General features: G+C 66.5%; 23 protein-coding genes. 11 read left to right on the forward strand and 12 right to left on the reverse strand.

Annotated elements, in window-relative coordinates:
• Positions 1–82 precede the first annotated feature (82 nt).
• The 4 genes from DACI_RS06280 to DACI_RS06295 are packed head-to-tail and all read left to right on the forward strand — an operon-like array spanning position 83 to position 5,306.
• Positions 83–1,675, forward strand: coding sequence for an ABC transporter substrate-binding protein (locus tag DACI_RS06280; protein ID WP_012203170.1), 1,593 nt, complete (start codon positions 83–85; stop codon positions 1,673–1,675).
• Positions 1,676–1,681: 6 nt separating this feature from the next.
• Positions 1,682–2,647, forward strand: coding sequence for an ABC transporter permease (locus DACI_RS06285; RefSeq protein WP_012203171.1), 966 nt, complete (start codon positions 1,682–1,684; stop codon positions 2,645–2,647).
• Positions 2,644–3,582 carry an ABC transporter permease gene (locus tag DACI_RS06290; protein WP_012203172.1) on the forward strand — a complete coding sequence of 313 codons (939 nt, stop codon included), beginning with the start codon at positions 2,644–2,646 and terminating at the stop codon, positions 3,580–3,582. The genes DACI_RS06285 and DACI_RS06290 overlap by 4 nt, the downstream gene beginning before the upstream one ends.
• Positions 3,579–5,306 (forward strand): dipeptide ABC transporter ATP-binding protein, encoded by a 1,728-nt coding sequence (locus tag DACI_RS06295; RefSeq protein WP_012203173.1) that lies wholly within the window; start codon positions 3,579–3,581, stop codon positions 5,304–5,306. Before DACI_RS06290 ends, DACI_RS06295 begins: the two co-directional genes overlap by 4 nt.
• Before the next feature lie 27 nt (positions 5,307–5,333).
• Here DACI_RS06295 and DACI_RS06300 read toward each other — a convergent pair whose 3' ends face one another.
• The 7 genes from DACI_RS06300 to DACI_RS06325 all read right to left on the reverse strand — a co-directional run bounded on the left by DACI_RS06300 (position 5,334) and on the right by DACI_RS06325 (position 10,072).
• A complete protein-coding gene (locus DACI_RS06300) occupies positions 5,334–5,657 on the reverse strand; it encodes a helix-turn-helix domain-containing transcriptional regulator (protein WP_012203174.1) in 324 nt (107 codons plus the stop codon).
• Complete coding sequence (locus tag DACI_RS06305) at positions 5,654–6,013, reverse strand: type II toxin-antitoxin system RelE/ParE family toxin (protein ID WP_012203175.1); 360 nt, start codon at positions 6,011–6,013, stop codon at positions 5,654–5,656. The genes DACI_RS06300 and DACI_RS06305 overlap by 4 nt, the downstream gene beginning before the upstream one ends.
• Before the next feature lie 146 nt (positions 6,014–6,159).
• Positions 6,160–6,855, reverse strand: coding sequence for a DUF4136 domain-containing protein (locus DACI_RS06310; protein ID WP_012203176.1), 696 nt, complete (start codon positions 6,853–6,855; stop codon positions 6,160–6,162).
• A gap of 77 nt (positions 6,856–6,932) precedes the next feature.
• Positions 6,933–7,874 (reverse strand): tRNA 2-thiocytidine(32) synthetase TtcA, encoded by a 942-nt coding sequence (gene ttcA, locus DACI_RS06315; RefSeq protein WP_012203177.1) that lies wholly within the window; start codon positions 7,872–7,874, stop codon positions 6,933–6,935.
• A 12-nt stretch (positions 7,875–7,886) separates the two neighbouring features.
• Positions 7,887–8,732, reverse strand: a complete 846-nt coding sequence (locus DACI_RS30965) for a sterol desaturase family protein (RefSeq protein ID WP_012203178.1) — start codon at positions 8,730–8,732, stop codon at positions 7,887–7,889.
• A 140-nt stretch (positions 8,733–8,872) separates the two neighbouring features.
• Positions 8,873–9,244, reverse strand: coding sequence for a dihydroneopterin aldolase (locus DACI_RS06320; RefSeq protein WP_012203179.1), 372 nt, complete (start codon positions 9,242–9,244; stop codon positions 8,873–8,875).
• Positions 9,245–9,286: 42 nt separating this feature from the next.
• The gene (locus DACI_RS06325; protein ID WP_012203180.1) at positions 9,287–10,072 is read right to left on the reverse strand and encodes an SDR family oxidoreductase; all 786 of its coding nucleotides are present in this window, start codon (positions 10,070–10,072) and stop codon (positions 9,287–9,289) included.
• Between the two features lie 116 nt (positions 10,073–10,188).
• Between DACI_RS06325 and DACI_RS06330 the strand changes: the two genes are divergently transcribed.
• Positions 10,189–11,202, forward strand: coding sequence for a class I SAM-dependent methyltransferase (locus DACI_RS06330; RefSeq protein WP_012203181.1), 1,014 nt, complete (start codon positions 10,189–10,191; stop codon positions 11,200–11,202).
• Positions 11,203–11,228: 26 nt separating this feature from the next.
• Here DACI_RS06330 and DACI_RS06335 read toward each other — a convergent pair whose 3' ends face one another.
• The gene (locus DACI_RS06335) at positions 11,229–12,125 is read right to left on the reverse strand and encodes a hypothetical protein (RefSeq protein ID WP_043783208.1); all 897 of its coding nucleotides are present in this window, start codon (positions 12,123–12,125) and stop codon (positions 11,229–11,231) included.
• Between the two features lie 145 nt (positions 12,126–12,270).
• Here DACI_RS06335 and DACI_RS06340 point away from each other — a divergent pair, with 145 nt between their 5' ends.
• Together DACI_RS06340 and trxC are read left to right on the forward strand one after the other, a co-directional pair.
• Positions 12,271–12,465: a DUF2905 domain-containing protein gene (locus tag DACI_RS06340; protein WP_012203183.1), complete on the forward strand. Its 195-nt coding sequence runs from the start codon at positions 12,271–12,273 to the stop codon at positions 12,463–12,465.
• A 74-nt stretch (positions 12,466–12,539) separates the two neighbouring features.
• Positions 12,540–12,974: a thioredoxin TrxC gene (gene trxC / locus DACI_RS06345; protein WP_012203184.1), complete on the forward strand. Its 435-nt coding sequence runs from the start codon at positions 12,540–12,542 to the stop codon at positions 12,972–12,974.
• Positions 12,975–13,017: 43 nt separating this feature from the next.
• Here the strand turns inward: trxC and DACI_RS06350 are convergent, their stop codons facing one another.
• Positions 13,018–13,701: a response regulator transcription factor gene (locus tag DACI_RS06350; RefSeq protein WP_012203185.1), complete on the reverse strand. Its 684-nt coding sequence runs from the start codon at positions 13,699–13,701 to the stop codon at positions 13,018–13,020.
• Positions 13,702–13,769: 68 nt separating this feature from the next.
• Between DACI_RS06350 and DACI_RS06355 the strand changes: the two genes are divergently transcribed.
• The gene (locus tag DACI_RS06355) at positions 13,770–15,728 is read left to right on the forward strand and encodes a sensor histidine kinase (RefSeq protein ID WP_012203186.1); all 1,959 of its coding nucleotides are present in this window, start codon (positions 13,770–13,772) and stop codon (positions 15,726–15,728) included.
• A gap of 25 nt (positions 15,729–15,753) precedes the next feature.
• Here DACI_RS06355 and DACI_RS06360 read toward each other — a convergent pair whose 3' ends face one another.
• Entirely contained in the window at positions 15,754–17,007 is a 1,254-nt protein-coding gene (locus DACI_RS06360; protein WP_012203187.1) for a multifunctional CCA addition/repair protein, read from the reverse strand.
• Positions 17,008–17,101: 94 nt separating this feature from the next.
• Here DACI_RS06360 and DACI_RS06365 point away from each other — a divergent pair, with 94 nt between their 5' ends.
• Complete coding sequence (locus tag DACI_RS06365) at positions 17,102–18,643, forward strand: M20/M25/M40 family metallo-hydrolase (protein ID WP_012203188.1); 1,542 nt, start codon at positions 17,102–17,104, stop codon at positions 18,641–18,643.
• 32 nt (positions 18,644–18,675) lie between these two features.
• Here DACI_RS06365 and DACI_RS06370 read toward each other — a convergent pair whose 3' ends face one another.
• On the reverse strand, positions 18,676–19,365 hold the full coding sequence (locus DACI_RS06370; RefSeq protein ID WP_012203189.1) for a glutathione S-transferase family protein: 690 nt from the start codon (positions 19,363–19,365) through the stop codon (positions 18,676–18,678).
• 97 nt (positions 19,366–19,462) lie between these two features.
• Between DACI_RS06370 and queC the strand changes: the two genes are divergently transcribed.
• On the forward strand, positions 19,463–20,212 hold the full coding sequence (gene queC / locus DACI_RS06375; protein WP_192812309.1) for a 7-cyano-7-deazaguanine synthase QueC: 750 nt from the start codon (positions 19,463–19,465) through the stop codon (positions 20,210–20,212).
• 141 nt (positions 20,213–20,353) lie between these two features.
• Here queC and DACI_RS06380 read toward each other — a convergent pair whose 3' ends face one another.
• Positions 20,354–20,926 (reverse strand): 5-formyltetrahydrofolate cyclo-ligase, encoded by a 573-nt coding sequence (locus tag DACI_RS06380; RefSeq protein ID WP_012203191.1) that lies wholly within the window; start codon positions 20,924–20,926, stop codon positions 20,354–20,356.
• 15 nt (positions 20,927–20,941) lie between these two features.
• Between DACI_RS06380 and DACI_RS06385 the strand changes: the two genes are divergently transcribed.
• Positions 20,942–22,921, forward strand: a complete 1,980-nt coding sequence (locus tag DACI_RS06385; RefSeq protein ID WP_012203192.1) for a lytic transglycosylase domain-containing protein — start codon at positions 20,942–20,944, stop codon at positions 22,919–22,921.
• Positions 22,922–22,973: the final 52 nt, after the last annotated feature.

The following is a 22,973-nucleotide window of genomic DNA, read 5'->3' on the forward strand; positions in this document are numbered from 1 at the left end:
ATATGGCCCGCTTCTTGCGGCATCCGGGCTGCTGCGTCGCATGACCGCCGCCATTCCAATCAATCCACAGGGGAGCAGACAAATGATCATGAAGATTCTGGGCAGTTCTTTGCTGGCCGCAGGCCTGTTGACCTCGGCCGCGCTGGCCCAGGCCGAGACCGTGCGCTGGGCGCGCGGCTCCGATCCGACTTCGCTGGACCCGCATGCCTTCAACGTGGGCACCAATTTCGTGCTGCTGCACCAGATCTACGAAACCCTGGTCATCCGCTCGGCCGACGGCAAGCTGGTGCCCACGCTGGCCACCTCGTGGAAGATGACCTCCGACCCGTCGGTCTGGGAGTTCAAGCTGCGTCCCAACGTCAAGTTCCATGACGGCACGCCGTTCACGGCGCGCGACGTGGTCTTCTCGCTGAACCGCGCCAAGGGCGAGAACGCCCAGGTCAAGTCCCTGCTGTCCTCGATGGAGGAGGCCAAGGCCGTGGACGATCTCACGGTGCAGGTGAAGACCAAGGGGCCGAACCTGATCTTCCCCGACAACCTGACCAACCTCTTCATCATGAGCGAGAAGTGGTCCAAGGCCAACGGCGCCGAGACCACGCAGGACACGGCCAGCAAGACCGAGAACGGCGCCACGCGCGCGGCCAACGGCACGGGCGCCTATGTGCTGGCCAGCCGCGAGGTCGATTCGAAGACGGTGATGAAGCTCAATCCCGACTACTGGGGCAAGGGCCAGTTCCCGCTGCAGGTGACCGAGCTGATCTACCTGCCCATCAAGTCCCCGGCCACGCGCGTGGCGGCCCTGCTGTCGGGCGAGGTGGACTTCGCCCAGGACATTCCCGCGCAGGACGTGGCGCGCCTGAAGCAGGACAAGCGCCTGCGCATCAATGAAGGCCCCGAGAACCGCTCCATCTTCCTGGGGCTGAACGTGGGTGCGGCAGAGCTCAAGAGCAGCAACGTCAAGGGCAAGAATCCGCTGGCCGATCCCAAGGTGCGCCAGGCCATCGAGCTGGCCATCGACCGCGATGCGATCAAGCGCTCGGTGATGCGCGGCCTGTCGATTCCCACGGGCGTGATCGCGCCGTCGTTCGTCAATGGCTATGACAAGGCCTTCGCGGCCTATCCCAAGGCGGATGCCGCCAAGGCCAAGCAGCTGCTGGCCGAGGCGGGCTACCCCAACGGCTTCACCATCACGCTGAATACGCCCAATGACCGCTATGTGAACGACGAGGCCATTGCCACGGCGGTGGCGGGCTTCCTGGGCCGCATCGGCATCAAGACCGAAGTCTCGGCCCGGCCGATTGCCATGCACAGCGTGTCGCTGACCAAGGCGGACAGCGACTTCTACCTGTACGGCTGGGGCGTGCCCACCTATGACTCGGCCTACATCTTCGACTTCCTGGTGCACACGCGCGGCAAGGATAGCCGTGGCGCGCAGAACGCGACGCACTACAGCAATGCCGATGTGGATGCCAAGATCCTGTCCCTGTCCTCGGAGAGCGACAAGGCAAAGCGCGATGCCACCATCAAGAGCATCTGGGAGACCGTGCAAAAGGAGCGCTTCTACATTGCGCTGCATGACCAGGTGATCCACTTCGCGTCCGTGCCCCGGATCAATGTGCCCGTGCACCCGGACAACGCGCTGCACTTCAAGTTCGTCAAGTTCGAGAAGAAGTAAGCGCCGATGCTGGTCCATCTGCTGCGCCGGCTGGGCCAGTCCGCCCTGGTCCTGCTGGCCGTTTCCTTTGTCTCGTTCATGGTGTTCCGCCATATCGGCGATCCCACGATCAGCCTGCTGGGCGAGGACGCGACGGTTGCCGAGCGCGAGGCGCTGACGGAAAGCCTGGGCTTCAACAAGCCCGTGCCCCTGCAGTACCTGGGCTACGTGGGCAAGGTGCTGCAGGGCGACCTGGGCATCTCCTACCGGCTCAAGCGCCCCGTGACCGAGATCATTGCCGAGCGCCTGCCCGCCACGCTGGAGCTGGCGATGACGGCGGCTCTGTTCGCCCTGGTCATCGGCGTGGCGCTGGGCGTGTACACGGCCATACGGCGCGAGGGCTGGCTGAGCCGCTCGATCATGACGGTGTCGCTGGTGGGCGTGTCCCTGCCCACCTTCCTGATCGGCATCGCCCTGATCTACCTGTTTGCCGTGGAGCTGCGCTGGCTGCCGTCCTTCGGGCGCGGCGAGACGGTGAAGCTGGGCGGCTGGGAGACCGGGCTGCTGACGGCCTCGGGCTGGTCGGCGCTGATCCTGCCGGCCATCACGCTGGGCTTCTACAACATGACGCTGATCATGCGCCTGGTGCGCGCCGAGATGCTGGAGGTGCTGCGCGCCGACTACATGCGCTTCGGCCGTGCGCGCGGGCTGCGCGAGCGCGACCTGTACTTCGGCCATGCGCTGCGCAATACCCTGATTCCCGTGATCACCATCGCGGGCCTGCAGATCGGCTCGCTGATCGCCTTTGCCATCGTCACCGAGACCGTGTTCCAGTGGCCCGGCGTGGGCCTGCTGTTCATCTCCTCCATCCAGGGCGTGGACGTGCCGCTGATCGCCGCCTACCTGATGTTCATCGCGCTGCTGTACGTGGGCATCAACCTGCTCGTCGATTTCCTGTACGTGATCGTGGATCCCCGCTTGAGAAACCGATGACCGATTCCGCCAAACAAGCAATCCCTCCCACGGGCTGGCGCGCCAGCGACTCGCCGGTCAAGCGCGCCTTTGCACGCTCGCGCCTGGTGCAGGCGGCGGCGCTGGTGCTGGCGCTGATCGTGGCGGCCACGCTGCTGTCGCCCTGGCTGGCCTGGCAGAACCCCTTCGATCCGGCCAATCTGGACCTGATGGACGCCTTCACGCCGCCGGGCCAGGCGGGCACCAGCGGCACGCTGTACGCGCTGGGCTCGGACGACCAGGGCCGCGATGTGTGGAGCGCCATCCTCTACGGGCTGCGCATGTCGGTGCTGGTGGGCGTGTCGGCCGTGGGGCTGTCCCTGCTGATCGGTGTGCCGCTGGGCCTGGTCTGCGGCTATGCGGGCGGCTGGTTCGACACGCTGATGATGCGCATCGCCGATGTGCAGCTGACCTTTCCCGTGATCCTGGTGGCGCTGCTGGTCTTCGGCATCGCACGCGGCCTGCTGCCCGAGGGCTACCGCGACGACATGGCGGTCTTCGTGATCATCGTGGCCATCGGCCTGTCCGACTGGGTGCAGTACGCACGCACCGTGCGCGGCGCGGTGATGGTGGAAAAGCACAAGGACTACGTGCTGGCCGCCCAGCTCATTGGCCGCAGCCGCGTGGCCATCCTGGTGCGCCACATCCTGCCCAACCTGCTGGCGCCCATCCTGGTGATCGCCACCATCAGCTTCGCGCATGCCATCGTGGCCGAGTCCACGCTGTCCTACCTGGGCGTGGGCCTGCCGCCCACCCAGCCTTCGCTGGGCACGCTGATCCGCATCGGCCAGGGCTTCCTGTTCTCGGGCGAGTGGTGGATATTGCTGTTCCCCTCGCTGGTGCTGCTGGCGCTGGCGCTGTCCGTCAACCTCGTCGGCGACTGGCTGCGCGACGCACTGAACCCCAAGCTGCAATGAGCACGACACAAGAATCCGGGCAGCCCCCTGCACAGCCTGCGGTGCTGAGCGTTCGCGGCCTGTCCGTCACCTTCGACACCTACAAGGGCCCCGTGCAGGTGCTGGACGATGTGAGCTTCGACATCGCGCCCGGCGAGATCCTGGGCGTGGTGGGCGAGTCGGGCGCGGGCAAGTCCATGACGGGCGCCGCCGTGATCGGCCTGATCGAGCCGCCGGGCCGCATCTCGGCCGGCACGGTGCAGCTGCGCGGCGAGCGCATCGACACGCTGCGCGGCGAGGACCTGCGGCGCATACGCGGCCGGCGCATAGGCTCCATCTTCCAGGACCCGCTGACCAGCCTGAACCCGGTCTACACCGTGGGCTGGCACCTGGTGGAGACCATCCGCACGCATCTGCCCGTCTCCGAGAAGGAGGCCGAAGCCCGCGCGCTGGCCCTGCTCGAAGAGGTGGAGATCCCGCAGGCGCGCGAGCGCATGGCCCAGTATCCGCACCAGTTCTCGGGCGGCATGCGCCAGCGCGTGGCCATCGCCCTGGCGCTGTGCGCCGAGCCCGAGCTCATCATTGCCGACGAGCCCACCACGGCGCTGGACGTGTCCGTGCAGGCGCAGATCATTGCCCTGCTGCGCCGTGTGTGCAAGGAGCGCGGCGCGGCCGCCATGCTGATCACGCACGATATGGGCGTGATCGCCGAGACGGCCGACCGCGTCATGGTCATGTACCAGGGCCGCGTGCTGGAAACCGGCCCCGTGCGCCAGGTGCTGGACGCACCGCAGCAGCCCTACACCCAGGTGCTGATGGGCGCCATTCCCAGCGTGCACCACCGCGTGCAGCGCCTGCCCGTGCCCGAGGTGGGCGGCGGCCCGGCCGCGCCCGCCGTGCCCTGGCAGCCCAGGGCCGGAGCGCAGGAGCCCGCGGCTGCCCTGCTGGAGGTCAGGGATCTGTGCAAGGAGTTCGACCTGTCCAGCGGCTGGCTGGCCCGTCTGCTGGCGCGCGAGGACAAAAAAATCCTCAAGGCCGTGGACGGCGTCGGCTTTTCGATCCGCAGGGGCTCCACCTTCGGCCTGGTCGGCGAGTCCGGCTCGGGCAAATCCACGGTGGCGCGCATGGTGGCCGGGCTGACGCCCCCGACCAGCGGCACCGTGCTGTTCGACGGCGTGGACAAGTGGAGCCCGGCCGCCCAGACCGTGGCCATGCGCCGGCGCTTCCAGATGATCTTCCAGGACCCGTATGCCAGCCTGAACCCGCGCTGGACCGTGCAGGAACTGATTGCCGAGCCCCTGCAGGTGCTGGCCCTGACGGCCGGCAAGGACGAGACGGCCGAGCGCGTGCAGGAGGCGCTGCGCCGCGTGCGCATGAAGCCCGACGATGCGCGCAAGTACCCGCACCAGTTCTCGGGCGGGCAGCGCCAGCGCATCGCCATCGCGCGCGCCCTGGCCAGCCGGCCCGAATTCATCATCTGCGACGAGCCCACCTCGGCGCTGGACGTCTCGGTCCAGGCCCAGGTGCTCAACCTCATGCGCGACCTGCAGGAGGAGTTCGGCCTGACCTATCTGCTGATCAGCCACAACCTGGCTGTGATCCGCCACATGTGCGACGACATCGGCGTCATGCAGCGCGGCCGCTTGGTCGAGACCGGCGAGGCCGGCGCCGTGCTCGATGCACCGCAGCATGCATACACGCGCGCGCTGATGGCTGCCGTGCCTGATATGGAGCATGTGCACTGAGGCAAGTGCACTGCCATGGCCTGGCGTTCAGGTCGCGGCAACGACCCGCACGTCGAACCGGACCTGAAGCCAGTTCTTGATGGCGGCAAAGATCGCGGCAAGATTGTCCATGCTGGGGTTGCCTTTCGGCGATAGCATGCGGTGCAGGCTCTTGCTCGGTTTGTGCGTGAGGTCTGCCAGCGTCTCGAATCCCACCGTTGCGTTGACGAGATCGCGCAGGACGAGGCGTGCCGTTTCTGGCTCACCGCTCAGAAAAAGAGTGGCCGCCTCATCAAGCAGCGCCTGTGCGAAAGCAGGGTCGCGCTCAATGCGCTGAATGACCGTTTGTTTGAAATCGCGGGTGAGCGTCATGCCTTCGTTCCTTTTTTGGCATTGTCCGAGGGGCGTTGCTTCTTGCGAGCCTTGTATTCGCTGTGCAGGGCCACGGCTTCGTCGATGGCCTTCTGCTGGCCCTTTTTCGTGCTGCCCCCGAACAGGATGATCAATCTTTCCCCGTCCTTGGCGAGATAGATGCGGTAGCCCGGGCCCCAGTCGATCTTGTATTCGCCAATACCCCGGAACCATTCGATATTGGAGGTGTTGCCCAACTCCATGCGGGCCATGGCGACGGCCACCTTGGCGGCCGCCTGGCCATCCAGCCCGTTGAACCATGTCTGGTACGCGCTGCTGCCGTCTTCGCGGATGTACTCCTGGAGCTGGATTCGCATGGACTGGATGGTAACTTATGAGTTACCAGTGCTGCAAGGCGCTGTCCACATGACCTACAGCGTTCTCATGTTCCCAGGAACGAATGACAGCGATGGACCCAAAAAAGGCCTGCGGATGCAGGCCTTTGCTTTGGGTGCGCGATGGCTTACCGGGCGGGTGCTGGCGTGGCCGGTGTTGCCTGCGCCGCAGGTGCCGCCTGGGCCGGCGGCTGCGCCGGCGCGCCATCCTGCTGCACCGGTCCGATGGTGGTGCGCACCACGCGCGAGCCCTTGGGCGGGTTGGGGAAGCCGGTCAGGGCGGCGTCGAACAGGATGCCGAAGATGGCCGGGTCATCGGTCCACACATCCTGGCGCTGGGCCGAGGTCTCGTAGACGATCTGCTGCGTGGTGGCGTTGCGCATCACGATGCTGACGGCGCGGTAGTACTCCAGCGGCGGGCCGTCGAACATGAAGCTGCCGCCAAAGCCCATGCCCCAGCCGCGCCCGTAGCCCACGCCCCAACCCCAGCGCGGGCCGCCCCAGCGGTCGTAGTAGGGCCAGGCGGCGTAGTCGCGCGCATAGCGTGCGTCGGCACCGATCTGCACGATCAGGCTGGCCCGGGAGTCGTCGCGCTGCAGGCCCACGCGGCCCAGGGCCTGCTGGGCCTGGGATTCGATGGCCGCGAAGTGCGTCTGCGCCTCGCGTTGCGAGGGCAGCACTTCCAGGCGGTAGGTGGGCGGCGCGGGCAGGGCGCCCAGCGTGGAATAGCTCTGGACGGTGCTCTGGACTTCGCGCACGCTGGCGCAGCCCGTAAGCAAGGCCGTGGCCACGATGGCCAGGACATGGATGCAGCGCAGCTTCATGGTGTACTCCTTGGTCGAAAAAAGGCCCGTTTGCACGGGCCTTGGTTGGAGTGGGGCGATTGTTATAGGTTCAGCCGTCAGGACGACAGTTGTACCACCTGCAGGCCGGGCAGTGATGCGGAGACGGGCATCTCTTCATGGTCGAAGGCCATGTCGCCGTTGGGGTCGGCAATGCCGGTGGCCTTGGCGTTCTTGAAATCGTGCAGCTCGGGGTCCATCATGTGCGTGGTCACGATGTGGCCCATGGCGCGGAACATGCTTTCCACGCGGCCCGGGAATTTCTTGTCCCACTCGCGCAGCAGCTCGCCCACGGCCACGCGCTGCAGGCCGTCCTGGCTGCCGCAGAGGTTGCAGGGGATGATGGGGAAGTTCTGGTACTGGGCCCAGCGCACGGTGTCCTTCTCGGGCACGTAGCACAGCGGACGGATCACCACATGCTTGCCGTCGTCCGAGACCAGCTTCGGGGGCATGCCCTTCATGCGGCCGCCGTAGAACATGTTGAGCATCAGCGTCTGCACGATGTCGTCGCGGTGGTGGCCCAGGGCCACCTTGGTGCAGCCCAGCTCGTCGGCCACCTTGTACAGGATGGCGCGGCGCAGGCGCGAGCACAGGCCGCAGGTGGTCTTGCCCTCGGGCACCACGCGCTTGACCACGCTGTAGGTGTCCTGCGTTTCGATGTGGTAGTCCACGCCGATGCTCTTGAAGTACTCGGGCAGCACATGGTCGGGAAAACCGGGCTGCTTCTGGTCGAGGTTCACGGCCACCAGCTCGAACTTCACGGGCGCGCGCTTTTGCAGCTTGCGCAGCACGTCCAGCATCGTGTAGCTGTCCTTGCCGCCCGACATGCAGACCATGATCTTGTCGCCTTCCTCGATCATGTTGAAGTCGGTGATGGCGCGGCCCACCTCGCGGCACAGGCGCTTTTCCAGCTTGACCTGCTCGCGCTCGATCTTGATGCTGTTCTTGGGTTCCTCTAAATCGCAGGTAGCGATGTCAGAAAAATCTGGATTATTGAACATGGTGGGTATCCTTTAGTCAATCGCTTCATGAGGTTTTGCTGCTTCTCGAGGAATAGATTTTCGCTCACTAAGAACTATGGGCCATGGAAGCAGCAACGCCCAGCTACGGATGTGGGATAGGCCGGAAATTCCGGTGACTGGAAACTCTTCTGGGCTAGGAAGGTGGCGTGTGAGGAAAATACGATCCCACATCTGAGTGAAGACGCCAAAATTTCTATCGTAGTGATGCTCTTCAATCGAGTGGTGGATTCTGTGGTATGCAGGTGTGATAATGATTTTTTCCAGTATTCCGAATCTGAAAGATACATTCCAGTGCATGAATATTCCATTGAGTGACATTAATATGGCGACCCACAATGGCATATTCTTGGTACCTCCCATCAGGAATATCAGCGGAGCAGTGATGATGAAAAATCGAAAACCCTCTTCAAGCCAGTGATGGCGTCCTACTGTGGTAGCTGAGGTGTTGACATCCGAGTGATGCACCATGTGGTAGCGCCACAGAAATGGAATCTGGTGCTGTGCTCTATGTAGCCAGTAGTAAAGGAAGTCAAAAAATGCGATATATGCAATCCATAGCAGGATTTGTCTGATTGGAGTGTGAGCCCATTTTCTGGCTTGGAGTATATCTGTTGGAATATAAGCTTCCAAAAATGGAATAACGGAGCTGAGAGCCGTAGCTCCGATGGCTAAGCCTAGTGGTAGGTAAATAATATTGGAGAGAATGGTGGGCCAATGCGATTTCTTCCCAGGTTTTAGGATTTCAAGAAATGTGGCAACAGCAAGTACGGGCCACCATGCTTTCAGGGCAGATAGTACGTTATTAAAATCATTTAAGAAATCTGTAAGCATATCCATGGTGGCATTTTATTTGGTATTTGATTGGTTGCCATTTGGGAAGATTCTGAAAAATCGATCTGCAAGAAAATTCATCTGTCTTTGGTCGCTATCCCACACAGCGGCAGACAGCCATCACGCCATATGGGGGCATGAAACAACTACCATTGTCCGGTTTCGATGCGAATGGCCACTTCGCAGTCTTCAAAGATTTCCAGCTTGGCGATTTTCACGCGCACGCCCATCACGCCGGGCAGCTGCATCAGGCGCTGGGCCAGCTTGCCGATCAGGCTCTCCAGCAGGTTCACATGCTCGGCCGTGCATTCATCGATGATGATCTGGCGCACCTTGCGGTAGTCCAGCACATGCAGGATGTCGTCGTCGCGCGGCGCCAGCGGTTGGGTGCCCAGGCTCAGCTCGGCATCGACCTGGATGGGCTGGGGCATCTGTTTTTCGTGGGCGAGGATGCCCAGGTTGGCGTCGAAGCGCAAACCCGTGAGCGTCAGGATCTGTTGTCCGGTGGCGGAGTGCATGGGGAAAAGCCGTGGAGTGTTTGGGGTGGCGCGCGCGGGCGCCTACATCATGGAAAAGTCGCGCTCGAAGCGCTGCAGGTGCTGGCCGCCATCGACCAGCAAGGTGGTGCCGGTGATGGACTGGTTGTCCAGCGCAAAGCACACGGTGGCGGCCACGTCGGCCGCGCTGGACGAGCGGCCCAGCGGGCTGAGGCGGTGCAGCGACTCGAAGCGCTCCTGGCTCAGCATGTGGCTGGTCAGCGTCAGGCCCGGGGCCACGCCGACAACGCGCACGCGGGGGGCCAGCGCCAGCGCCAGCATGGTGCCGGCGGCCTCGAGAGCCGCCTTGGACAGCGTGTAGCTGAGGAAATCGGGGTTCTGGTTCCAGAGCTTCTGGTCCAGCATGTTGATCACGGCGCCGCTGGCATGCTCCTCGCCGGCCGCCACGCGGTCCTCGATATGGGCATGCAGCGCCTGGGCCAGCAGGATGGGCGCGCCGGTGTTGCTGCGCAGGTGGGCTTCCAGGGCCACGTAGCTGAAGCTGCCTGCATCGTCGTGCTCGAACAGCGAGGCATTGTTGACCACGGCATCCAGGTGGCCGAAGTGCGCCACGGCGCGCGGCACCAGGGAGCGCACCGAATCCTCGTTGAAGAAATCGGCATCCAGGGCGGCGCTGTCGCCGGCCAGTTCAGCGCAGGCGGCGGCCGTCTCCAGCGCCTCGTCGTGCGAGTCGCGGTAGTGCACGGCCACTTGCCAGCCGGCGCTGGCAAGCGCGAGCGCGATGTCGCGCCCCAGGCGGCGGGCCGCGCCGGTCACCAAAACGGTGCGTGTTCGGGCAGGTGTGGACATTCGAGGACAATGTACGGATCGTGACGACAGAACCCTCAATTTTAACGGCCGCCCTGCAATCCCGTGTTGCGCAAGAGATTGCGTCCTCTGGAGGCTGGCTGGCTTTCGACCGTTTCATGGCCCTGGCGCTGTACGAGCCGGGCCTGGGCTACTACGCCAATGACACCGCCAAGTTCGGGCTGATGCCATCGTCGGGCAGCGATTTCGTGACCGCGCCCGAGATGTCCCCGGTTTTCGGCCAGCTGCTGGCCGCCCAGGTGGCCGAGGCGCTGCAGCGCACGCATACCCGCGAAGTCTGGGAGTTTGGTGCCGGCACGGGCGCGCTGGCGCTGCAGGTGCTGGACGAGCTGGCCGCCCTGGGCGTGCGGCCTGACCGCTACACCATCGTCGATCTGTCGGGCACGCTGCGTGCGCGCCAGCAGCTCAGGCTGGTGAAGTACGAAGGACTGGTGCACTGGGCCGATGCCTTGCCCGAACGGCTCGAAGGCGTGGTCATCGGCAACGAGGTGCTGGACGCCATGCCCGTGCAGTTGCTGGTGCGCAAGGCAGGTGTCTGGCACGAGCGCGGCGTGGTGCTGCAGCCGGACGGCAGCCTGGGCTGGGAAGACCGGCCCACACAGCTGCGCCCGCCCATGGAGATCGAGGGCGAGCACGACTACCTGACCGAGATCCATCTGCAGGGCGAGGCCTTCATCCGCACGCTGGGCGAGCGCATGGCGCGGGGCGCTGCCTTCTTCATCGACTACGGCTTCGGCGAGTCCGAGTACTTCCACCCGCAGCGCCACATGGGCACCCTGGTCTGTCACCGCCTGCACAAGGTGGACGACGACCCGCTGGCCGAGGTCGGCCTCAAGGACATCACCGCCCACGTGAACTTCACGGGCACGGCCGTGGCCGCGCAGGAGGCGGGCTTCGAGGTGCTGGGCTATACCTCGCAGGCCCACTTCCTCATCAACTGCGGCCTGGGACCCAAGCTCGACGCCCTGGCCCAGGGCCCGCGCGCCATGGCCACCAAGCTGATGATGGAGCACGAGATGGGCGAGCTGTTCAAGGTCATCGGCCTGGCCAAGGGCGTGGAGCCCTGGGACGCCATGGGCTTTGTGCGCGGCGACCGCACGCACCGCCTGTAGCCGCCGGCCATAGCTCCTCCCCGGTCTCAGCGCTGGACGCTGCGGCCGTTGCTCACGTCGTAGGCCGTCTGGTCCTTGAGGTTGATGCGGTAGATCTCGCGCGTGACGTTGCCCGAGAAACCCAGCTCCACGATGGACAGGTTCTCGAACGTGGTCGTGAAGCCGCCGGGCAGGATGCGGTTCAGGCGCGCGGCCGTCTCGCCCATGGCGCGCTCGGTCTCGGGCGTGAAGGTGGCTTCGCTGTAGACCAGGGTGTTGTGCGGGTTGTGGCTGCGCACCTCCTTGCCTGCCTGCACCTGGTTGATGCCGCTGACGCCCACGCTTTGCACCATGGCCTTGGCCGAATCGTTCATGCGGGCATAGACGGGCCCCGTCACGCGTGGCAGCGGGCCGTCGCGCAGCGGTGCCATGGCGGCGGTGGCGCGGGTGTTGAAGTCCATCATGGCCTCGTAGGCCGGGCCGGACTTGACGATGCCCAGGTCCAGCCACCACGGCTTGCCGGCGCCCTTGGCGGCCTCGGTGGTGTAGAAATTCTTCAGGTGCACGTCCTGCAGCACGGGCGGCAATGCCGGCAGGGCGGCCAGCATCTTGCGCGGCGTGGACGGGTCGGCGCTGTGGATATGCACCACGGTGACATGGGGCAGGTTGAAGGTGTTGGCCTCGGCCACCAGCTTCAGGCGCAGCAACTGCTCGTGCACCACGGGCGTGACCTGGCTGTCCATGATGGCCGTGGCATCGGCCGGCAGACGGTAGACCAGGCCATAGGTGGCCTGGTGGGCGCGGAAATCGCTGCGCTGCAGGGCGCTGTTGTCGATGGCGCCCGACGCTGCGGCTGCCGTGGTGGGGGCCGGAGCGCTGGCGCAGGCCGCCAGCAGGGCGGCAGGCAGGAGGGCGAGAAGAAGGCGCCTGGATGTGTGTTGCATGGTGGGGTTGTCTTGTTGCGGCATGGAGCCATGGAAGAAGGGGGCGTGTCCCGAATGGTCCCGAAGCCTCCCGCCACGGGACTTTCCCAATGTAGGACGCCCATGTGTCCCGCCCATGACGCGCCGCCGCCGTACACTCGGCGCCATGATCCGCTGGCTCCTCGTCATCTTCCTGGCCCTGCTGCTGTTCAATGGCCTGCACGCCTGGCTGGAGCGCATAGGCCTGGGCCGCCTGCCGGGCGACTTCCGCTTTCGCCTGTTCGGCCGCGTGATTTTTCTGCCCATTGCCAGCACCGTGTTGCTCAGCGTGATTGCCGCCCTGATCGCCAAGCTGGTCTGAGCATGGCTTGAAGCACGGGCGCGCCGCCCGTATATGCAGGCATTGCCCCCTGACTTCCGAACAAGAGGCCGCCCATGTCCGACAAGCTGCATTTCGTCTGCCCCCATTGCCACACCACCAACCGCATTGCGGCCGACCAGCTCGGCAGCGCGCCTGACTGCGGCAGCTGCCACCAGCCGCTGGTCACCGGTCAGCCCGTGGCGCTGGATGCGCAAAGCTTTGCCAGGCATGTGGGGCGCAGCCAGGCGCCGGTGGTGGTCGATTTCTGGGCGCCCTGGTGCGGCCCCTGCCGCATGATGGCGCCGGCCTTCGAGCAGGCGGCGCAGGCGCTGGCGCCCGGCGTGCAGCTGGCCAAGCTCGATACCGAAGCCCATCCCCAGGCTGCCGCGCCCTGGAACATCCGCAGCATCCCGACCATGGTGGTGTTCAAGGAAGGACGCGAGATCGCCCGTGTCTCCGGCGCTTTGCCGGCCGGCGAGATCGTGCGCTGGGTGCGTTCGGTCGTCTGATTTCTCTGCGGGTCCCCAAGGCCGGGCGCCTTCAAGCCCGCCCTCAGGCCTGCACTTCGCCCGGCTGGTAGAAGCAATAGCCGCTGTTGCGCAGCGTCTTGACGGGTAGTTGCTGGCCGCTGGCCTCCTCCACCTTGCGGCGCAGCCGGCGCATCTGGGTGTCCAGGCGGCGCTGGTCGTAGACCAGGTAGTCGCCGCCCAGGGCCTGCACGATCTTTCGGCGGCTCACCTCGGTGCCTGCCTGGCCCATGAGGCACTGCAGCACCAGCAGGTCCTGCTGGGAGAGCGCCACCGGCGGGGCCGATGGGGGCAGCAGGCGGCTCGGACCCAGCTGCAACAGCCAGCGCGCCTGGCGCTGCTGCAGGCCCAGGCGGCGCACCAGCGCGGCCAGCGTGGCCTCCAGCTCGTCCAGATCACAGCCTTTGCCCAGATAGTGGTCGGCTCCGTTTTCCAGGCCGTCGATGCGGTTGGCGCTGGTGTTGTGCGCGCTGAACACGATGATGCCCAGTTGCTGACCCTGCTGGCGCAGGCGCTGGATCAGGGCCAGGCCGCTGCCATCGGGCAGGCCGATGTCGATGATGGCCAGGCGGTGGCGCCGGGCGTCGAAGTGGCGGTCGAACTCCTGCAGGCTGGCAACGCATTGCGGCGCGTAGCCCAGGCCCTCCAGGAATTCACCCAGTTCATGGCGCAGCACGGGCTCGTCTTCGAGCAGGATCACATCAAGCATGGGGGAAGGGGGCTGAGCGGCGAGGCCGGGAGGCTGGTGTACGCTGGCGGCCCTGTGGTGGACCTCCGATGCGATATTACCGTGCAACCCTCCTGCTGCTGGCCTGGCTGCTGTGTCCGCTGCTGACCCAGGCCCAGGCCCAGGCGCTCCTGCTGAACCCCGATGTGCCCATGCTGGAGACCGCCGGTCAGTGGCAGCGGCTCGATGACGCCGCTGGCCTGCTCGACGCCGGGCAGGCCGACGCCGCCCCCGGATGGCAGCCGCTGCCCGGTCACCTGAACGCCAGCTTCACGCAGGCGGCGGTCTGGCTGCGCATGCCGCTGCAGGTGGAGCAGCCCGGCAGCTGGATGCTGCTGCTGGGCAATGCCCTGCTGGACGAGGTGGAGGTCCACGTGCGCAGATCCGGTGGCCCCTGGCAGCTGCTGGGGCGCAGCGGCGAAGAAGTGCCGCGCCACGCCTGGCCGGTGGACTACCGCAGTCCGGCATTCCAGTTCGAGCCCCCTGCCGCCGGGTCTTACGAGTTGCTGGTGCGCCTGCGCGCGCGCAACGCGCTCGTCACCCGCATCGATCTGTGGCAGCGACTGGCGTTCGACAACCACACGCGGCGCGAGGCCCTTTCGTTCGGCCTGTATTTCGGGCTGTACCTGCTGTTGATCGGCGTGCAACTGGTGTTCTGGCTGGGCACGCGGGCCCCCTTGAGCGGCCTGTTCCTGGCCTATCTCAGCGTCTGCGTGCTCAATGAGGTGGTATCGCTGGGGCTGGTGCAGCAACTGACGGGACTGCCGGGGTTCTGGAGCGACCGCCTGCTGGGATGCGGCATCGCCGCTGCCCTGGCGATCTCCATGCAACTGGCCTGCAGGCAGCTGGACCTGGCGTCGCTGTATCCGCGGCTGGTGCGCCAGATCGTGCCGCTGCTGTGGCTGTTCAGCCTGTGCTGCATGCTGCTGGTGGTGTCGGGGCACTACGCGGCGGGCATGATCCCGGTGCAGGCCATGACCCTGCCGCTGACCCTGGGCTTTCTCGCGTTCGCCCTTTGGCTGTGGCGGCGCGGCCATGCCCCGGCACGGTTCTTCATGCTGGCGTTCGGCATCTTCTATGCCGGCGTGCTGATCTCTTTTCTGCGCAACCTGGGCTGGCTGCCCATGAACGCGCTGACCGCGCTGGTGTCCACGCATGCGTCCGCGCTGGGCACCATGGCGCACATGCTGCTGCTCAGCGGCTGGATCATCGGCGGATACGAGCACAGGCGCCGCGTTCGAGAGCGGGAGCAGGTGCTGCTGGAGGCCGAGCTTGTGCAGCGCCAGTTGCGCGAGAGTGAACTCAGCCAGGCGCTGGTGCTGGAGCGCAGGGTCCGCCAGGAGCAGCGCGACTTTGTCGCCATGGTCTCGCACGAACTGCGCACACCGCTGGCCATCATCCTGACCAGTGCGCAGCAACTGGCGCGCAATCTGGCGGCACCGCCCGACAAGACGCTGGCACGCAGCCGCAACATCCGCGAAGCCGCCCAGCGCCTGCTGGCCCTGGTGGACGACTGCCTGGCCGACGACCGCATGGCCGACCCCCAGCCCCATGCCGAGCCACGCCTGCAGCCCTGCGACCTGCATGCGCTGGTGGATGGCTTGTGCCTGGACTTTGCGCCCGGCCGCATCGTCTGCCACCTGGGCGGTGGCACGCAGCAATTGATCACAGATGCCGGCCTGCTGCGCATCGCGCTGCGCAATCTGCTGGCCAATGCAGACCGCCACACGCCCGAGGGCGAATCGGTCCGCCTGGACGTGACCAGGCAGGGTGAGGGTCTGGAGATCCAGGTCTCGAATCCCTCCGAGCCCATTGCCCAGGCAGACCAGGACCAGTTGTTCGAAAGGTATTACCGTGGCCGCAACGCCCAGCACCGGCCCGGCGCCGGGCTGGGGCTGTACCTGGTGCGGCGCATCGCCGAGCGGCTGGGCGGCAGCGTGGCCTTGTTGACGGCAGGGGGCGAGCAGCCCGTGTGCCTGCGACTGGTCCTGCCCGTGGCGCGAGCCTGATTCCCGTGTGTGGTGGCCTTTGCGCTCAGGCCGCCTGCGCCAGCCAATCGGCCACGGCCTGGGCGCGGGCTGCCTGCACGGCCTCGCCTATGGCCTTGCCCTGTTTGCCGCGCGCGGCGGCCTGGGCCGCGATGTCCGAGGTGGAGATGGACAGCGCGGCAGCCAGCGCATCGCGCAGGCGGGCGCGCTGGGGGTAGGGCCGGTCCTCGAAACCCAGGCGCCCCCGCGCGTCGCATTCACAGGCCGCAAGGGCCTGTTCGAAGCGCGCGGGCTTGCGGATGGCGTCGCAGCGCTCCAGCAGGCGCACGATGGCGGCGCCGTTGAGCTCGCCGCTGCGGTGGATGTTGCCGTGCTCGCGCGCCACCACGTCGCCCAGTTCGCGGCAGTCGGTGGGCACGCGCAGCCGCTCGCCCACTTTTTCGGCCAGGCGGGCGCTGCGGTGCTCGTGTCCTATGTGGCGCGGCAGCACATCGGCCGGGGTCGTGCCCTTGCCCAGGTCGTGCACCAGGCAGGCGTAGCGCACGGGCAGCGGGGTGTCCAGCTGCGCGGCCATGTCCAGCACCATCATGGCGTGCACGCCGGTATCGACCTCGGGGTGGTATTCGGCGCGCTGGGGCACGCCCCACAGGCGCTCCAGCTCGGGCAGCAGCACGGCCAGCGCACCGCATTCGCGCAGCAGCTCGAACATGCGCGAGGGCTGGCGCTCCATCAGGCCCCGGCTGATCTCCTGCCAGACGCGTTCGGGCACCAGGGCATCCACCTCACCGGCGGCCACCATCTCTTGCATCAGGGCCATGGTTTCCGGCGCCACCGTGAATTCGTGGAACCGAGCCGCAAAGCGCGCCACGCGCAGGATGCGCACCGGGTCTTCGCGAAAGGCGTCGGTCACATGGCGCAGCACCCGGGCCTGCAGGTCGGCCTGGCCGCCGTAGGGATCGTCGATGGCGCCTTTGCCATCCCAGTCCGGGGGGGCGGCCATGGCGTTGATGGTCAGGTCGCGCCGGGCCAGGTCCTGCTCCAGCGTGACGTCGGGCGCCGCCTGGACGACGAAGCCGCGGTAGCCCGGCCCGCTCTTGCGCTCGGTGCGCGCCAGGGCGTACTCCTCGTGGGTTTCGGGATGCAGGAAGACGGGGAAGTCCCGTCCCACGGGCATGAAGCCGCGCTCGGCCATCTGCTCGGGCGTGGCGCCGACCACGACCCAGTCGCGGTCATGCACGGCCCGCCCCAGAAGGCGGTCGCGCACCGCGCCGCCCACCATGTACACCTGAAATTCACTCATCCCGCAATGGTACGGCCTGGGCGGTGACATGATGGCGGGCTGCACCGGGCGCCGAGGGGCGCCGCATGCCCATTTTCCATTTGGAGACAAAACCATGGCTTGGTCCTTTCGACCGCGTGTTCCCGCCCTGATCCTGGGCCTGGCGGCTGCCGGCCTGCTGTCCGCAGCCAGCGCCGCACCGCTGGCCGATACCACCCGGCAGGCGGCCCGTGCCAGCCTGCATGAATGGGTCGAGGTGCTGGCCCTGCCCAACGACGCCAATGTGCCGGCCGACATCCAGAAGAACGTGGCCTGGTTTGCCAAGGCCTTCGAGCGGCGGGGCTTCGAGGTACGGCAACTGGCCAATGGCGACAAGCCCATGCTCATGGCCACGCTGCCGTCGGCTGGGCCCGGGCGCAAGACCGTGCTGTTCTACGCCCACCTTGACGGCCAGGCCGTCAAGCCCGAGGAGTGGCAGCAGGCCAGCCCCTGGCAGGCCACGCTCAAGCAGCGCCAGCCGGACGGCCGCTGGGCCGCGCTGCCGCTGGAGCAGCTGTACGGCGAGCAGCCCGATCCGCAGTGGCGCGTGTTTGCGCGCTCGTCCTCGGACGACAAGGCGCCCATCGTCATGCTGCTGGCGGCGCTGGATGCGCTCAAGGCCCAGGGCAAGCAGCCGGGCGTGGACATCAAGGTGCTGCTGGATTCCGAAGAGGAAAAGGGCTCTCCCACGCTGGGCCGCGTGATCGGCGAGAACCTGGGTGCGCTGAAGTCCGATGCCATGGTGGTGCTCGACGGTCCCATGCACGCCAGCAACCGGCCCACCCTGGTGTTCGGCAACCGGGGCATTGCCCAGGCCACGCTCACTGTCTATGGCGCCAGCCAGGAACTGCACAGCGGCCACTACGGCAACTACGCGGCCAATCCGGCCCAGACCCTGGCGCGCCTGCTGGCCAGCATGAAGGGCGATGACGGCAAGGTGCTGATCCAGGGCTACTACGACGGCATCGAGTTCGATGCGCAGGCACGCGAGGTGATGCAGGCCGTGCCCGACGACGAGGCGGCCCTGCGCAAGCGCCTGGGCATTGCGAAGGCCGAGACCGTGGGACGCAACTACCAGGAGGCCATGCAGTACCCCTCGCTGAACGTGCGCGGCCTGCAAAGCGCCGAGGTGGGCAGCAAGGCGCGTACCGTCGTGCCCTCCGTGGCCGTGGCCGAGATCGACATGCGCACCGTGCCCGAGACGCCTCCCCAGCGGCTGGAGAAACTGTTGCGCGCCCATATCGAGGCGCAGGGCTTCCATCTGGTCGATGGCCCGCTCACGGCCGAGCAGCGTGCCAGCCACCCCAGGCTCGCCACCCTCAAGCTGGGCGGTGTATCAGCCTCCGGCTCTGCCGTTCGCACACCGTTGGACGCCCCTGTCGGCCAGTGGCTGCGCAAGGGCATGAACAAGGCCTGGGACAGCGACCCGGTGCAGATCCGCATGATGGGCGGCACCGTGCCCACGGGCGCCGCCGTGCAGGCGCTGAAGATCCCCTTCGTCATCCTGCCCCTGGTCAATGCCGACAACAACCAGCACAGCTTTGACGAGAACATGCGCCTGGGCAACTACTTCGATGGCGTGCACAGCCTGGTGCATCTGCTGGCCGAGCCGTTCTGACAGGCGGCAGACTGGCAGCAGACAGGCGGCACTCAGCCCGCCGCAGCCGTGCGGTACGGCTCCTCGAACGGCCGGAAATCATGCTCGGCCAGTGCGCCCTGCACCCAGTCCTGCACGCCCGGCAGGGCGCGCACGCGGCGCACATAGGCGTCGATGGCCGGTGCCACGGGCAGCTCATAGGTCGCCAGGCGCATGCAAACGGGGGCGAAGAAGGCATCGACGATGCTGAACTGGTCGTACAGCATGGGGCCGCTGGCCGTGGACAGCAGCGGTTGCCACAGCTCGGACAGGTGCTGCACATCGTCGCGCAGTGCGACGTTCTCTGCCCATAGCCGCGCGCCGACCTCGGGCAGCTGGGCCTCGATGTTCATCGGGCACAGCGAGCGCAGGGCGCCGAAGCCGCTGTGCATCTCGGCGCAGAGGCTGCGCGCGCGGGCGCGGTTCAGCGCCAGCGTGGGCCACAGGTGCTTTTCAGGGAATTTCTCGGCCAGGTACTCGCAGATGGCCAGGCTGTCCCAGATGGCCATGCCTTCATCCATGAGCACGGGCACGCGGCCCGAGGGCGAGAGCGCGCGGGCGCGCTGCTTGAAGGCGGACTGCTCCTCGAAGCTGTCAAAGCGCAGCATGACCTCTTCGAAAGCGATGCCGGCCTGGCGCATCAGCACCCAGGGGCGCATGGACCAGGACGAATAATTCTTGTTGCCGATATAGAGCGTGAGCATGGCCGCAACCTCCGCGATAGGCCCTACAGCTTAGCAAGCATGGCAGGAAAACCCATGTAGGAGCCGGGCGCTGCCTGGGCGCGCTCTAATGCGTGCCATGCAAAACGATAGCTCTTCTCCCCAGGCGCCAGCGGCGCGCCACACGGCTGCGCTGGTCCTGTTTTCCGGCGGCCAGGATTCGACCACCTGCCTGGCGCAGGCGCTGTCCCTGTACGAGCGCGTCGAGACCCTCGGTTTTGACTACGGCCAGCGCCACAGCGTGGAAATGCAGGTACGCCAGCAGGTGCGCGAGCGGCTGTCCAGGGACTTTCCCCAATGGGCACCGCGCCTGGGCGATGACCATGTCCTCTCGCTGGACGTGCTGCAACAGATCGGCGGCTCCTCTCTGACCGAGGACGTGGCCTTCGCCATGCAGGCCGACGGCCTGCCCAACACCTTCGTGCCCGGCCGCAACCTGCTGTTCCTGACCCTGGCCGGCGCGCTGGCCTACCGGCGCGGCCTGTCGGTGATCGTCACCGGCGTCTGCGAGACCGACTACTCCGGCTACCCCGACTGCCGGGACGACACCATGAAGGCCATGCAGCTCGCCCTGAACCTGGGCCTGGAGCGGCGCCTGCGCATCGAAACGCCCCTGATGTGGATAGACAAGGCCCAAACCTGGCAAATGGCCCACGACCTGGGTGGCGACACCCTGGTGGACCTCATCCAGCGCGACACCCACACCTGCTACCAGGGCACGCGCGAGACGCTGCACGACTGGGGCTACGGCTGCGGCACCTGCCCCGCCTGCGACCTGCGAGCCCGCGGCTGGCATCAATGGCAGGCGCAGCGCGAGACAGCAAACTAAAGAAGCACAGCGCTAAAAACCGGCGCGGCCAAAAGCGAGGGACACCGAGCAAGGGCCGCCCCGCAGTGAGGGTGTCGTCCCCCTCCCCCGCGAAGCGGGCAGAGAGGGGGAAGGCGCGCAGCGCCTCAGGGGGTGCTTATTCTACACCGGCCAGACGACCCCGTGGTCGTTCAAGATGGCGTCCAGCGGCAGGTCATGCGGCTCGGGCTCGAACTCGTCCACATAGCCGCAGCCGTAGCCCAGGCCCACGGTGAAGGGCTTGGGCTGCAGTTCGGCCAGGGTGCGGTCGTAGAAACCCCCGCCATAGCCCAGGCGGTAGCCGCCGGCCGCGTAGCCCACGCAGGGCACGAACAGCAGGGTGGGGGTCAGGGTTTCGGTGTCCTTGGGCTTGGGAATGCCGTAGGCATCCTCTTCCATGGGACAGCCCGGGTACCAGGCGTGAAAGCTGAGTGTCTTACGCTGCTTGTCAATCACCGGCAGTCCGATTCGGCGCCTTTGTGGGGTACCCTGTAGCTCGCCATCTTCCTTCCAGCGGTGAAGCGCGGGCAGCGGATCGAACTCTCCCTTGATCGGCCAATAGGCGCCGATCACGGTGTCGGGCCGCTGTATCAGCCAAAAGCGCATGACCTGTTGCAGCGCGTCGGCGCGCTGCAGTCGGTCAGGAAGATTGAGGCGCTGGTCTATCAAGCTGCGGCGCAGGGCTGCTTTGTCCATCAGATAATTTCCTCCATGCACTGGCTGAAGATTTTGACACCGCTTTTGGCGGCTTCCCTCTGGACCACCGCAGCCACGCCTGCGCTGGCGCAAAACCGTGGCGACGATGTCTTGCTGGAAATGCAGCAGGCCTTCCGCAAAGGCGACAAGGCCAAGCTCACGCAGCTGCTGCCTTCTGCGCGTGGCCATGTGCTCGAACCTTGGGCCGCGTACTGGGAACTCAAGGCCCGGCTGGATGAAGCCAGTGCCGATGAGATTCTGGGGTTTTTCAAGCGCTGGCCCGGCACCTACCAGGAAGACCGGCTGCGCAACGACTGGCTGCTGCTGCTGGGGCAGCGCCGCGACTGGGGCATGTTCGATCAGGTGCACGGTGCGTTTCGCATGCGCGATGACCGCTCCGTGAGCTGCTACGCCCTGCTGATCGACAGCATCAAGGGCCAGCCTGCGGCCAACCTGGGCCAGCAGGTGCGCGACCTGTGGTGGGCCCAGCGCGACGCCGACGACGGCTGCACCTACGCCGCCGGCGAGCTGTACGCGGCCAAGCAGATCAGCGAACCCGAAGTCTGGCGCAAGGCGCGCCAGGCGGCCGAGGCCAATCGCCAGAAGGCCACGCGCGATGCCGTGGCCATCGTCGCTCCCGAGGCCTTGCCCCAGGTGGCGCAGGTCTTTGCTTCGCCCGCCAAGTACCTGGCCGGGCAGACGCGCGTGCGTGGTGCCGTGCCCAAGGAACTGGCGCTGCTGGCGTTGATCCGCATGGCCTCCAGCGACCCGGCGGCGGCGGCCACGCAGCTGGAAGGCGGCTGGGGTGCCCGGCTGACGGCCGAGGAGAACAACTGGGCCTGGGGTGTGATCGGCAAGCAGGCCGCGCTCAAGCTGCAGCCCGAGGCGGCGACCTATTTCGGCAAGGTGCGCAAGGACGGCGACCTCAGCGATGAACTGCTGGGCTGGAAGGTGCGCGCCGCGCTGCGCGCCGGCGACTGGCGCACGGTGCGCCGCGCCATCGACGCCATGGGGCCCGAGCGCACCGAACACACATGGACCTACTGGAAGGCGCGCGCCCTGCTGTCCGGCCGACCGAGCGAGCAGGAACGCTCCGAGGCGCGCCAGCTGCTGGAGGACATGGCCGGCCCCGGCAGCTTCTACGAGCAGCTGGCGCTGGAGGATATCGGCCAGCGCGTGACGGCGCCACCGCCGCCTGCGCCGCCCACGGCACAGGAGAAGGCCGCCGCCCGCGCCAACCCCAGCCTGGTGCGCGGCCTCTACGCCATCCAGAACGGCCTGCGCAGCGAAGGCGTGCGCGAATGGAACTACGCCACCAACCTGCACCAGGCCGGCGGCATGAGCGACCGCGAACTGCTGGCCGCCGCCGACCTTGCCTGCCAGCAGCAGGTCTGGGACCGCTGCATCAACACCAGCGAGCGCACCCGCAGCTTTGCCGACTGGAGCCAGCGCTTTCCCATGCCCTTCCACGATACGGTGCTGGCGCGCTCGCGCTCCATCGGCCTGGACCCGGCCTACGTCTACGGCCTGATCCGCCAGGAAAGCCGCTTCATCATGGATGCCCGCTCGGGCGTGGGCGCCTCGGGCCTGATGCAGGTCATGCCGGCCACGGCCCGCTGGACGGCGCGCAAGATCGGCATGACGGACTTTTCCCCGTCCATGATCAATGACCGCGAGGTGAACATCACCATCGGTACCGCCTATCTGAAGCTGGCGCTGGACGATTTCGACGGTTCCATGGCGCTCGCTGCGGCCGGCTACAACGCAGGTCCCGGCCGCCCGCGCAACTGGCGCAACGGCCCGGTGCTCGACGCCGCCATCTGGGCCGAGAACGTGCCCTTCACCGAGACGCGCGACTATGTGAAGAAGGTGCTGTCCAACACCACCAACTACGCGGCGCTCATCACCGGCCAGCCCCAGTCGCTCAAGAGCCGCCTGGGAACCATCGGCCCCCGCGACGCAGCCACGCCCGACCCCAGCAAGGACCTGCCCTGAGCCGCACTTGACATTCCTGCGGGGTGCAGCGTCATCTGTCGTTGCTACACTT

The sequence above is a fragment of the Delftia acidovorans SPH-1 genome, assembly GCF_000018665.1.
Lineage (GTDB): Bacteria > Pseudomonadota > Gammaproteobacteria > Burkholderiales > Burkholderiaceae_C > Comamonas > Comamonas acidovorans.